The 12,390-nt window shown below is 76.0% G+C and carries 11 protein-coding genes; 2 read left to right on the forward strand and 9 right to left on the reverse strand.

Going from position 1 to position 12,390, the window contains the following annotated elements:
- Positions 1–37 precede the first annotated feature (37 nt).
- From IQ279_RS28595 to IQ279_RS01030, 9 genes are all read right to left on the reverse strand, one after another.
- Positions 38–895, reverse strand: a complete 858-nt coding sequence (locus IQ279_RS28595; RefSeq protein ID WP_206346321.1) for a DUF4253 domain-containing protein — start codon at positions 893–895, stop codon at positions 38–40.
- Positions 896–905: 10 nt separating this feature from the next.
- Entirely contained in the window at positions 906–1,601 is a 696-nt protein-coding gene (locus tag IQ279_RS00995) for a TetR/AcrR family transcriptional regulator (RefSeq protein ID WP_206346322.1), read from the reverse strand.
- A 107-nt stretch (positions 1,602–1,708) separates the two neighbouring features.
- Positions 1,709–4,894, reverse strand: a complete 3,186-nt coding sequence (locus IQ279_RS01000) for an alpha-N-acetylglucosaminidase (protein WP_206346323.1) — start codon at positions 4,892–4,894, stop codon at positions 1,709–1,711.
- A 206-nt stretch (positions 4,895–5,100) separates the two neighbouring features.
- The gene (locus tag IQ279_RS01005; RefSeq protein WP_206346324.1) at positions 5,101–6,144 is read right to left on the reverse strand and encodes a phosphatidylinositol-specific phospholipase C domain-containing protein; all 1,044 of its coding nucleotides are present in this window, start codon (positions 6,142–6,144) and stop codon (positions 5,101–5,103) included.
- Positions 6,145–6,301: 157 nt separating this feature from the next.
- The gene (locus tag IQ279_RS01010) at positions 6,302–7,447 is read right to left on the reverse strand and encodes an alkaline phosphatase PhoX (protein WP_206346325.1); all 1,146 of its coding nucleotides are present in this window, start codon (positions 7,445–7,447) and stop codon (positions 6,302–6,304) included.
- A gap of 198 nt (positions 7,448–7,645) precedes the next feature.
- Positions 7,646–8,098 carry a subtilase-type protease inhibitor gene (locus IQ279_RS01015; protein ID WP_206346326.1) on the reverse strand — a complete coding sequence of 151 codons (453 nt, stop codon included), beginning with the start codon at positions 8,096–8,098 and terminating at the stop codon, positions 7,646–7,648.
- Between the two features lie 308 nt (positions 8,099–8,406).
- Positions 8,407–10,053 carry a phytoene desaturase family protein gene (locus tag IQ279_RS01020; RefSeq protein WP_206346327.1) on the reverse strand — a complete coding sequence of 549 codons (1,647 nt, stop codon included), beginning with the start codon at positions 10,051–10,053 and terminating at the stop codon, positions 8,407–8,409.
- A gap of 66 nt (positions 10,054–10,119) precedes the next feature.
- Positions 10,120–10,527 carry a hypothetical protein gene (locus IQ279_RS01025; RefSeq protein ID WP_206346642.1) on the reverse strand — a complete coding sequence of 136 codons (408 nt, stop codon included), beginning with the start codon at positions 10,525–10,527 and terminating at the stop codon, positions 10,120–10,122.
- 98 nt (positions 10,528–10,625) lie between these two features.
- Positions 10,626–11,093 carry an SRPBCC family protein gene (locus tag IQ279_RS01030; RefSeq protein WP_206346328.1) on the reverse strand — a complete coding sequence of 156 codons (468 nt, stop codon included), beginning with the start codon at positions 11,091–11,093 and terminating at the stop codon, positions 10,626–10,628.
- A 215-nt stretch (positions 11,094–11,308) separates the two neighbouring features.
- Here IQ279_RS01030 and IQ279_RS01035 point away from each other — a divergent pair, with 215 nt between their 5' ends.
- Positions 11,309–12,229, forward strand: coding sequence for a Gfo/Idh/MocA family protein (locus IQ279_RS01035; protein ID WP_206346329.1), 921 nt, complete (start codon positions 11,309–11,311; stop codon positions 12,227–12,229).
- Positions 12,222–12,383, forward strand: a complete 162-nt coding sequence (locus tag IQ279_RS01040) for a hypothetical protein (RefSeq protein WP_206346330.1) — start codon at positions 12,222–12,224, stop codon at positions 12,381–12,383. The genes IQ279_RS01035 and IQ279_RS01040 overlap by 8 nt, the downstream gene beginning before the upstream one ends.
- Positions 12,384–12,390: the final 7 nt, after the last annotated feature.

Raw genomic sequence — 12,390 nt, forward strand, 5'->3', positions numbered from 1 at the left:
TGTCGGCCGCCTCCCCGCCGGCCGTCCCGGCCGGTACTCAGTCCCACCAGAAGGACCACAGGTTCCGGCCGGTCAGCCACCTGTCCGCGTAGCGCGAGATCGATCCGGCGCCCTGCCGCACCACCGAGGGGCAGAACGCGTAGTGTTCGGCCGCCACCGGCAGGGCCTGGGCCGCGGTGCGGGGCGGGCTCGGCACCGACAGGTGCAGCACATCCGGCTCCAGCGCCACCACCCGCGTGCCGAAACGCTCCTCCCAGGAGCGCAGCACCGTGCCGTACCCCTCGAAGTCCTCGCCGGAGGCCAGGGTGCCCGACCAGCCGATGACGGCGGGTATGTCCGCGCTCCGCGCCGCCGGGACCAGGGCCATCCGCGGGCGGCGCAGGGTGCCGCGCGTCACCAGCGCGCGGGCCGCCCCGGCCGCCGCCGCGTCCGGATCACCGCCCGCGCTTGAGGGGCGCGCGAGTTCGGGCGGGCGCCTGCCGTACGGCCGCAGCGCCGGTATCCCCCCGGCCCCGCGGCCACCCGGCTCCCACGCGGCGTGCCGCCTCCACCAGGCGGCCAGCACACCGGCGGCGGCCGTCCCGGTGTCTGCCCCGGCGCTCGTCCCGCCGCCACCGCCCGCGTCCTGCGGCGGGGGCAGCAGATCGTCCTCCACCGCGGTGCCGCGGACATGCGTGCCCAGCAGCACGGGCCACAGCCCGGTGGCGTCCCGCACCGGGAGCATCCGCTCCCAGCCGTCCGGCCCTGCGGGCTCGTCGGCGCGCCACAGCAGCGGCTCGGGCAGCCTGCCGAGCACCGTCCGGTCGACCAGCGTGCCCGGCGGCAGCGCCGCCGATGCGGCGAGCGAGCGCAGGTTCGGTGCCTTGGTGCTCGGTCCACGGGTCACATGAGTCACGGCCTCGAAACTACCCGCCGCCGGCCCTCCCGGGAACGAGTGCCAGCAGTCTGGACACCAGTTCCGCGAACGGGCCGTCGGGCGGCTCCTGTTCCACGACGCGGCGGAGCACTCCGGCCGTCTCCTCGTCGAACGCGGCCGTCACCGCGGCCAGCGCCAGCAGGTCGTGGACGAGCTGCCGCTCCAGCTCCCGGCGCGGTATCGAGCGGTCGGCCAGCCAGCCGAGCGCCGTGGTCTCGGCGACACCGACCCAGGTGCGGATCACCAGGGACATGCGGGGCCCGGGGTCGGTGAGTTCCAGATGGGCCAGGAGCTGCTCGTAGGCGGCCTGCCGCACTTCCTCGACCACCGCCTCGCTGCGCACCGAACCGCCGCGCAGCAGCGCCGAGAAGCCCGGCGCGTGCTCCTCGGCGAAGTCGAAGTAGCGCCCCATCACCAGCAGCAGCCGCAGGCTGAACGGGCCCTCGTGCGGTACGTGGAACCGGGTGGACAGCTCGTCGGCCGCCCGCCGCACCGCCGCCTCGTAGAGGCTGTACTTGCCCGGGAAGTAGTGGTAGACCAGCGGCCTCGATATCCCCGCCGCGGTGGCGATGTCGTCGATGGACACCTCCTCGGGCGGACGGTCGCTGAATAACCTCAGTGCGACGTCGATCAGTTGCTGCCGACGCTCCTTGACACCCATCCTGCGGCGTACCCCGGTGGTCATGGGAACACCCTAGCGAGCGCCGCGGACACCGGCCCGCCCCGTCCGTGTCCGGAGACGGCCGGCAGGCGGCCGGAGGAGGCGCCGGGCCCGCCACCGGCCGCCCGGTGTCAGGCCGTGCGCCACCCGGAGAACTCCACAGTGCCGGCCGTGCCGCCCGCCGCGGTCATGCCCGGCCCGGCGTCCTGCCGTCCGGCCGCGCCCGGCACCCGCACCGTCGCCACCGTCCGCCAGCTCGCGCCGCCGTCGTCGGACAGCTCGCCGGTGTACCCGTCCCCCGCGCGCCGCAGCCGCAGCAGCACCGGGGCCTTCACCCCCGTGATACGCCGGTAGGAGTCCAGCGTGCCGTCGCCGTCGGAGTCGTAGGACAGCACCACCCCGTTGGCCGGGGTCACCGACAGGTTGACGAAGCCCGGCGAGCCGGCCCGCGACAGGTCGTTGCGGACGATGATCCCCGCCCTCGCCCACGGCCCGGTCTCCGCCTGGGAGTCGACCCGCAGCGTCACCGAGCCCCGCTCGCCGAGCCCGCCCGGCCGGTACACCGCGCCGAACTCCGCGGTGCCCTTCCACAGGTCCGCGCCCCCGCCGTGCACGGCGTACCGCTCGCCGAGCCGGCCGAAGACCGCTCCGTTGGTGGAGACCGTGCGCAGCCCCGCCGGCAGCGGCCCGGCCAGGAACAGCGAGCCGCCCAGCTCCGTGCGCGCCCGGCGCCCGCCCTCGGGGCCGTACCGCGCCGTCAGACCGTACGACAGCTCCCGCAGCGGTGCGGTCGGCGGCCGGCCGGGGGCGGTCACCCGCCAGCGGACCCGGGTCCGGCCGCCGGGCGGCACACGGTCCGCGGTGGTGGGGTCCAGCGGCACGGCCCGCAGACCGGTGGAGCCGGTGGACAGGGCGAACTCGACCGGGCCCGCGGCCCGCAGCCCGTTGGTGTTGGTGAAGGAGGCGGTCAGCAGCCCGCGCCCGCCCGGCTCCAGCGCCCCCGGTTCCAGGGCGGCCTCCAGTCGCCCCTGGTAGGGCGCGCGGGCGAGGCTGTCGCGCACGCGCTGCGCGGTGGCGTACGCGTCCCCCGAGGGCCGCAGCGGATACTCCCGGCGCTCCCGTGTCCAGGGCTCCTCGACCGCGTACCAGTCGACCGGAGCGGGCGGGCGGCCCGAGGCCAGCGAGGCGTCCAGCTCGTCCAGCAGCAGCCGCCAGCGCGGCAGGTGGAAGTCGCCCGTCAGCCCGTGCCAGTCGCGGTTGGCGTAGTCGTGCAGCTTCCCGGCGTCGGCGGTGGCCCGCTCCCCCCACACCGTCAGCAGGGTCCTGGCGGTGCGCTCCAGCTCCGCCGCCTCCCGCGGGGAGGCCGCCATGCGGCGGGCGGCGTCCGTCCACGGGCCCAGCAGGAACATCCGGTGGGTTCCGGCCAGTTCGTCGCTGAGCGTCATCAGCCGCAGCCACAGCGCCGACAGCTCCCGGAAGGTCCCCAGGTCGCCGCCCTCGTAGGCGGTGCGCAGCTGGGGCAGCAGCACCCGGCTGCGGTTGGCCAGGGCCTGCCGGGCGACGTCCACCAGGTCGTGGCGGTAGGCGTCGCCGCCGCGCAGGGCGGGGGCCGCCTCCAGCAGCCCGTCCAGGGCGGCGTCGAAGCGCGCCGGGTCGTAGGTCAGCCCGGTGGGGCCGTACTGCCCGGCCCGGGTGGCGGTGAGGTCGGGGCGGGCGGCGAAGAGGCTGTCGTGGGCGAAGCCGTAGAGCCTGGCGTGGTGCCGGTAGGCGGTGTCGTGCAGCGCCCGCCAGGCCTCCCGCGCCCGCGGGTCGGCTCCGCCGTATCGGTACCCGGCGTACCGGGCGAACCAGCCGGGCAGGTCCACCGGGGCGTCGCGCCAGGCCAGTTCGGAGAAGAAGTCGAAGGCGGCCGGGTCGCGGTCGGCGGCCTCCGGCAGATACGCGGTGCCGGCCAGGGCGCTGCCGGGCTTGTCGCGCCAGGCGTGGAAGCGCTCGTTCCACACATGGGTCTTCGCCCCCAGCGTGGTGCGCCCGCCGAAGTTGGGGATCGCGCCGAAGCAGTAGGGGGTCCCGTTCCAGTCGGCCTCGCGGTCGTGGACGGTCTCGGTGCGCTCGGAGATGCCGTCGACGATGAGCATCCGGCTTTTGTCAACGGCGTCCACCAGCTCGCGCCGCGGGTTGTTCTGCCACCCCAGGATCACCCACACCGCCTCCGGGTGGGCCCTGCGCAGTGCTCTCTCCACCCCGCGCGCGGCGTCGGCCACCGGCACGTCCCCCGCGTTCCCGCCCTCGTGCAGCAGGTCCATCTTGAAGTGCGAGGCGTCGCCGAACAGCTCCCGCTGGTGCCGGTAGAAGGCGGCGGCGACGTCGGCGAAGACGGAGGTGCGCGGGTCGAGCCAGTCGGGCCGTGCGAAGCCGTGCCAGGTGCCCTGCGCGACGGTGCGGGCTCCGGGGACGCGCCCGGCGAAGTCCCCGGGCACCGAGCCGTAGTAGCCGGGCAGCACCGGGTGCATGCCCAGCTCCCGCAGCCGGGCGGTGATGCGCCGGCCCAGCTCCACGCGCCGCCCGATCAGCTCCGGGCTCATCGGGCCGCCGTAGCCGCTGAGGTTCTGCAGGTGCCACCAGGGCTGGTGGGAGGGGGCGGGCAGCCAGCGGCGGGCCTCGGCGTCGGAGTAGCCGAAGTCCTTCAGCAGCCGGTGGTAGGCGGCCTCCTGCCCGGCGATGACCATCACCTGGTTGCAGCCGTGCAGGGCGAGCACGTCGATCAGCCGCTCCCAGTAGGGCCAGTCGGCGTAGGGGTGGGTGTAGCCGTCGTTGGTGTCGTTGAGCGCGAAGCGGTTGGGCAGCGCGGTGGAGCGCTCCAGGGGGCGCCCGGGCGCGGGCAGGGTGGCGGGCAGGCCGATGTTGCGCCCGGCCCAGGAGATGTGCGCCGAGCAGACCTCCTTGAGGTACCAGTGCACCCCGGTGAGCAGCACGGCCGGGCTGGTGCCGGACACCTCCACCCGCCCGGCCGCGCCCGCGACCCGGAACCGCTCGGCGCCGTCCGGCGCGTCCAGCGCGGCCAGGCGGAACTGCGCGGCGTGCTCCGGCAGCAGCCGGCGCAGCGCCGCGGCGGCGGGCTCGGTGGAGAAGAGCGGCGCGGCCGCCGCCGCGCCGCCACCGCCCACCGTCAGACCCGGGCCGACCGCGGCGACGAGGGACGCCGCCGCCGTCCCGGCGCCCAGCACCGTGCGCCGGGTGAGCCCTCTGCCGCCCGTGCCCTCCACCGCCTGCGCGGCCTCGGCCGCTTCCGGCCGTCCCTGATCCAGCAGTTCCATGGAACACCTTTCGGAGAAGGGAATCCGCCTTCGCCCGCCCTCGCCGCCGCGGCCCTCCGGCGGCCGTACGCCTGGGGCAGCCGTACCAGGCCGCCGCATGGCGGAAACGGCTTCCCGGCGAGGACGACACGCACGGCTGCCGCCCCCAGCCGCCCGGGCACCGCGAGACGGCCGGACGGGACCGCCCGGATGGCGGCCAACCCTCCTCAGCCGCGCGGCAGTACGGTGGACAGCACGGACGGCAGCCGGGTCCAGTCGGAGGTGACCACGCTCGCCCGTTCGGCGGCCAGCAGCGCCACCCGGTCGCGCGCCTGACCCTCCGTCGGAGCGGTGGCGCTGATGGCCGGGGCCACGGCGTGGGCGTCGGTCATGACCAGCAGATAGCCGTTGCGGGCGTACCAGGCGGTGTCGATGCCGCCGGAGACGTACGCCGAGGCGTCGCCGTCGAAGACCACGAACCAGGGGCGCAGCGAGGCGTCCGCGTAGCGGGTGCGAGGGTCCCCGGCCGCGGCGCGGTGCACGGCGGGGAAGGCGGTGGCCTCGCCCAGCCGCCCGGCGGCGGCGAGGCCGCGCAGACGGGCGGCGTACTCGCGGTCGGTCCACAGGGTGTCGAAGGGGTTGGACTCCTCGACGGTGCCGGGGATGAGGTGGATCAGGAACTTCCCCGCCAGCGCGTCCCTGGTGGGCCAGCCCCCGCCGCGTACGGCGTCGTCGAGGGTGGCGTGGCCGGAGGCGAGGTCGCCGGGCCGGTAGAGCGCGTCGCCCAGCTCCCGGGAGACCAGGGCGTCGAACTGCGCGGGCCCGCGGCCGCGGTCGCCGGCGAAGCCGTCCTTCATCTCGATCTTGATCAGGACCGGCCGGTGCCCGGGGTTGGCCTCGTGCCAGGCCCGCATGTCGGCCAGGCAGCCGGCCAGGCTCTGGTTGCGTGGCCTGGAGCGCAGTTCGGCGGGGGAGGAGGCGTTCTCGCAGTTGTTGTCGTTGACCAGCGGGCCGTCGTGGGCCACGCGCCAGCCGCCCGAGTACTTGGCCCACACGTCCAGCTCCAGCAGTGAGGCGCCGGAGTCCAACGCGTCGGCGAAGTAGGTGTACTTGTCCTTCTCGTAGGCGTTGTGCACGCCGACGGAGGTGGTGCCGGAGTACGGCAGCGCGCCGCCTTCCGCCGCTCCGGCCGGCACGGCCGCCACGAGCACCGTGACGATTCCGGCCGCCGCCACCGCCGTCGCCGCCCGACCTCTTCGCCGCTGTGTCATCTGCGCCGCCTTCCGTGTGCGGGGGGGGAGGGTCAAATCGCACCTACGGTAAGGGGGTTGAGCCGAACGGGGGAGGGGGCGCGGATGGTGCGCGAACGAACGGCGGGTGTACGGCACCGGCGCGCCCCGCCGGACGGCGGGGCGCGCCGGGGAGCCGTCAGCGGCGGAAGGGGCCGGACACCTCGAACGTCATGCCGCCCAGCCCGGCCGGATCGCCCAGGGTGCCGCGCTGGGAGGAGAAGTACAGCCGGGAGCCGTCCGGGGAGAAGGCCGGACCGGTGATCTCGGAGTCGCCGTGGCCGTCGAGCCGGATCACCGGGGCCACCGCGCCCTCGGGCGTGATGACGTTGATCTCCATGTTGCCGCCGTCCTCCGCCACGTACAGGTCGCCGCCGGGAGTGCCGGTGATGTTGTCGACCCCGTCCAGCGGGGAGTCCGCGTCATAGGTCACCGACAGCTCGTTCTGCTCGGCGTCGTAGGCCCACACCCGGTTGTCGCCCTTGGTGGTGAACCAGCAGGTGCCGCCCGCGTAGTGGCAGCCCTCGCCGCCGTCGAAGTGACGGGCGGCCGACACCTGGTGGCGCGTCTGCCTGCCGAACAGCGGCGCCGACGGGTCGGGGACCTCGCGCCACTCCACACCGCCGCCGGCCGACTCGCACAGCACGTCCAGCCGGCCGCGCGACAGATCGCCCCAGACCTCGGGGGTGTAGCGGTAGAAGCAGCCGTCCGACTCGTCCTCGGTCAGGTAGACCACCCGCCGGTCCGGGTCGCAGGCCGCCGCCTCGTGCTTGAAGCGGCCCATCGCCTTGTGCACGACCGCCTCGCGCCGCCCGTACGGATCGGTCTCGAAGACCCGGCCGCGCCAGGTCTCCTCGCACGACAGCCAGGTCCGCCACGGGGTCGCCCCGCCCGCGCAGTTGAGGTTGGTGCCCTCCAGGACGCGGTAGGCCCGGTCGACCGAGCCGTCGGCGCGGAAGCGGATCGCCGAGGCACCGCCGACCAGGGGGACCTCGGAGTTGGAGACGTAGATCCAGCCGTCGCCGTCCGGGTAGCAGGCGCCGCCGTCGGGCGCCGGGTGCCACAGGACTCCGCCGACCGGCAGGCTGGAGCGGGCCACGATCCGGCTGCGGAACCCCTCCGGCAGCGCCACCCCGTTGGCGTCCGGCGCCCGCAGCGGTCCGTACGGGCCGGCCGTCGCGGTGGAGACGCCGGCCGCGGTGGCGGCGCCCTGCCACAGGGCGCCGGAGAAGGCGACGGCCCCCGCGCCGGCGGAGGCGGTTCTCAGGAAGGTGCGTCGCTGCATGCGGACTCCAGGCGTGTGAGGGAACGTGTGAAGGGCGTGTACACGTCACCATCGCGCGCCGTCGGCGCCGGGCGAAGGGAGCCGGGGGAGAAGATCCGGTGAACAGTCGTTCACACGGCCGCCGGCCCCTGGGCGCGGCGGTGCGCCCGGGGGGCCGGCGATCGTGGGCCGCGGCCTCGCCGCGGAGTCGTGGACGCGTCAGAAGGAGAAGACCGGGCCCGTGGCGCCCTCCATGACGCAGGAGTTGGCGAAGGTGCGCTCGTAGGAGACCGCGCGGCCCCCCCAGACGCCCTTGGCCGTGATCGTGACCGGGTCCCAGATCATCGGGCAGACCCGGTCGGTGTCGGTCTCGACCAGCGCGCCGACCTCGCCGTCCACCGAGCGCAGCGCGGCGCACGCCCGCTCCGGGGCCGGGTGGGCGCCCCCGGGACCCGGCGGGCAGACGAGAGTGGCGCTCCGCCGCTCGGGGGCCGTCGCCGGGTTCTCGCCCGCGGCGACGGTGAGCGCCAGGACCGAGGGCCCGGACGGCCTGTCGGCCGCGGCGGAGGCGGGGGCGGTGGTCGGGGCGGCGGTCGCGGCGGCCGCGGACCCCGCCAGGCAGGCCGCGGTCAGCACGGCGCCCAGCCCCAGGCCCTTGGTGGCGTACCGCATGTCGAACACTCCCTTGACCTCTCGGGGACAGGTTCCGGGCGAACGACTTACCGAAGTTCATACCGGGACACATCGGGGCGATCGGATCCGGTCACCTTCCGCTTCGCCTCGCTCCGGAACGCCGCATCCACCCTGCTCGGGAAAGCGCCGAAGGATCCGGAGAGGGGGCCGGCGGGCGCCCCGGAACCGGGCAGAGGACGGGCGGGGGCATATGACGACGCGATGACGTGCGGGTCCTCGGCCCGCCGCCGCGCGCCGCGCTCCCGACTCGGCCGGAAGACGACGCTCCGGGCGCCCCCCGGGAAGCGTCAGCCCAGCCGGCCCCGCGTCCGCATGGCCGCGCGCTGGGCGGCGGCCTGGGCCGGGCCCGTGACGTAGTGGGCCAGAGGGCGGGCGGCGGCCAGGGCCGCGCGGGCCGCGTTGGAGCCGCAGGCGCCGTGGACGCCGCCGCCCGGATGGGCGGAGGCGGAGGCCAGGTAGAGACCGCGCACCGGGGTGGCGGGACGGCCGGTACCGGGCACGGGCCGGAAGAGGAGCTGCTGGTGGACGGCCGCGGTGCCGCCGTTCAGCGCCCCGCCGACCAGGCTCTCGTCACGCGCCTGGAGGTCCGGCGGGGCCATGACGCGGCGCTCCTTGACCAGCTCGCGGAAGCCGGGGGCGCGGCGCTCCACCTCCTCCTCCATCCGGTCGGCCATGGCCTCCCGCTCGCCCGGCCCCCAGCGGCCCGTGATGCCGTCGTCGCCGCCCGCGTCGCCGCGCACCCGCTGGGGCAGGTGGGTGTAGGCCCAGGCCGACTCGGTGCCCCTGGGGGAGCGGGTGGGGTCGGCGGTGGTCATCTGGCCCAGCAGGCAGAACGGCCGGTCCGGCACCAGGCCGGTGGCCAGCTGGGCGCTGTGGCGGGTGAGGTGGTCCATGTCGTCGGCCAGATGGACGGTGCCCGCGCCCGCGGCGCCGGGGGAGGACCAGGGGATGGGGCCCGACAGCGCCCAGTCCACCTTGAACGTCGAGGTGTCCCACTGGAAGCGGCGGATGTCGTCCTGGAGCCGCAGGGGCAGGTGCTCCCAGTCGACCAGCCCGCCGTACAGCGCCGGGGCGGGGACGTCGGCCAGGACCGCCCGCCGCGCCCGTACGGCGTCGCCGCCGGCGGTCCGCACGCCGAGCGCGCGTCCGCCTTGGACCACCACCCGCACCACCCGGGCGTCGCAGCGCACCGTCCCGCCCCGCGACTCCAGCCGGCCCACCAGCGCCGCGGTCAGGGAGCCGGCGCCGCCGGCGGGCACCGGCCAGCCGTACTGCTGGCCCAGCATCGCCAGCAGCCAGCCGTAGGCCGCGCCGGCGGTGGACTCCGGGAAGAGGTCGGTGTGCAGCGCGCACCCCGCCAGCAGCATCGGCCCGCCCCGGCCGCCGAACTCCTCCTCGCCCAGCCGCCGCACCGGCAGCAGCAGGGTGCGCAGCAGGCGCAGCCCCCCGGCCGCGCGCAGCCGGGCCAGCAGCGACAGCGCGGGACGCACCGGCGGGAAGGGGCTGAGGAGTGCGTCCAGGAAATCCTCGCCGAGCCCGTCCCACAGGCGCGTCAGCCGCAGGTACGCCTCCCCGTCGCCGGGTGCGAAGGCCTCCAGGCCCGCGGCGGTCTCCTCCCGGTCCCGGTGCAGCACGGGGCAGCGCCCGTCGGGCAGTGGATGGGCCAGGACGGACGGCGCGTGGCTCCACCTCAGACCCCAGCGTTCCAGCTCCAGGGAGCGGATGACGGGCGAGGCCGCGGCCAGTGGGTGGAAGGAGCTGAACAGATCGCTGACGTAGTCGGGGTGGACGCCTCGGTCGCTGCGCACCGCGCCGCCGGGCTCGGACTGGGACTCCAGGACCAGCACCTGCCAGCCCGCGTCGGCCAGCAGGTTCGCGGCCACCAGTCCGTTGGGGCCGGATCCCACCACGACGGCGTCGTACGCCTCGGACATCTGCGGACAGCCTCCTGTTGCGACGGCGGGGGTTACGGGAGCGAGGTGAGCGGGCCGGCGCGGTGGTCAGTCCCCGGGCGGGGCGGTGTCGGGGCGCGCGGTGTGGGCGGGGTGGCCGTGGGTGCGCCGGGCCTCCTTCATCTCCGCCTCGTACAGGTGCTTCAGGCCGCCCGTCAGCCGGTCGCGCACCAACTCCTCCAGCCGCGCGAACGGCTTGTAGTAGTGCGAGTCGTAGCCCTCGACGATCTGGAACGTCCAGTGGCCCGGGATCACGTTGCGGCCCAGCGCCTCGGTCTCCAGCAGCTCGGCCTCCCCGGTGTGCCCGGCCTCGCGCAGCAGCTCCACCGCCTCGCCCAGCAGCAGGTCGGAGCGGCCGGTCATCTGGTGGAAGGAGTACAGGTGGCCACGCGCCCGCTCGGTCGCCTCCAGCGCCTCGGTGACCTTGCCGACGGCCTCGACCGTGGCGTCGTCCACGCCCGGCGGGCGGCGGTGCGCCCGGTCGGGCCGGTCGGGCCGGTCGCCGGAATCCTCCCCGGGCCGGCCGGCGGCGCGGTCCCCGGTGCGTTCGTCCGTCACGTGTGCCTCCCCGCTTCCCGGTCGGCCTCGCTCCGGCCGGACTCCACCACTTTCCGCAGCCGCGACAGCATCATCCGGTGCCGCAGCTGGAGCGCCGCGTCCAGGGGTGCGGTGTGCAGCTGCGCCACCGCGCCGCGCAGTGGGTGCTCGTCCATGGTGATCAGTGAGCCCTCGCCCCACGGCTTCACCGAGATGGCGATGCGGGCCGTACCCAGCCGCCCCGCCGACGCCTCCAGCTCCAGCTGCCCGGGCGGCTCGCAGACGCGGACGATCGTGTGGCCGCGCTCGGTCAGCGGCCCCATGCCGATCGTGTAGCGCAGGGCCGTGCCCACCTCGGGCCAGCGCCCCTCGGACTCATGCGTCTCGCGGGTGCCCACGACCCACTTCTGGTACTGCTCGGCGTCGCCGAGGACGCTCCACACTCTCTCTGGCTTCCTGTTCACCCACACATGTCGCACTGCCATGCGGGGCCGGGTACCCGCTTTCGCGCGAAGCACCGCCGGGGCGGGGCGGTCGGCCCCCTTACGGGCGAGCCCGCCGCCCGCCCGCGCCGCCGTCCCAGGCCCGAGCGGGGTGTCGGGCACCGGCTGCCGTCTGGCATGGTTGGCGGCGCCCTCGCCCGTCTTTACCGGTACAGCGGCCGGTACGGCCACCCGCACAGCCAAGGAGACACCGCGACATGAGATTCGGCCTGCTCGGCACCGGCCCCTGGGCGCGACTCGCCTACGGCCCCGCACTGCTCGCCCACCCCGACGCCGAGCTGGCGGGGGTGTGGGGCCGCAGGCCCGAGGCGGCGGCGCAGATCGCCGAACGGTTCGGCGGGCGGCCCTACGACGACGTGGACGCGCTGCTGGCGGACTGCGACGCGGTCGCCGTGGCGCTCCCCCCGGACATACAGGCGCCCCTGGCCGTACGGGCCGCCGAGGCCGGCCGCCATCTGCTGCTGGACAAGCCGGTGGCCACCACCGTCCCCGCCGCCCGCGGCATCGCCCGCGCGGCCGGGGCGGCCGGAGTGGCCTCGGTCGTCTTCTTCACCCTGCGGTTCCGGCCCGAGACGGCGGCATGGCTGGAGGAGCAGAAACGGACGGGCGGCTGGCAGCTCGGCCGCGCCGACTGGCTCGGCGGCATCTTCGCCGAGGGCGCCGAGCCCAGCCCGTTCGCCGACTCGCCCTGGCGGCGGGAGAAGGGCGGGCTGTGGGACGTCGGCCCGCACGCCCTGTCCATGCTGCTGCCGGTGCTCGGCGACGTGGCCGGCCTCGACGGGGCGGTGGCCGCCGTCCGCGGCGCCGGGCAGACCGTCCAGCTCGCCCTGAGCCACACCTCGGGGGCCGCCAGCACCTGTGCGCTCGGCCTCGCCGTCGCGCCCGCGGCGTCCGTGACCCGGGTGGAACTGCGCGGCACCGCGGGCGCGGTGGAACTGCCGGACGGGGAGACGGACGCGGTCGCCGCCCTCGGGCACGCCGTGGACGCCCTGATCACCTCGGCCCGCACCGGTGAGCCGCACCCGTGCGACATACGGTTCGGGGTGCGGGTGACGGAGATCCTCGCGGCGGCGCAGGCCCGGCTCGACGGGGCCCGCTCCGCGCCCGGCCGTGACTGACCCCGCGCGGCCGCCGGCCCCCTTCGCGCTCGTCCTCGGACCCGGCGGGGAGCGGGAGTCGCCGGCCTTCGACGGGGAGAGCGCCCCGGCCCGCGAGCTGCTGCGCCTCCTCCGCGCGGCCGAGGCGGAGGCGTCCGGGCCCCGGACGGCCTGAGGGCGCG

It is taken from the genome of Streptomyces verrucosisporus (assembly GCF_017114865.1).
GTDB classification, from domain to species: Bacteria; Actinomycetota; Actinomycetes; order Streptomycetales; family Streptomycetaceae; genus Streptomyces; species Streptomyces fenghuangensis.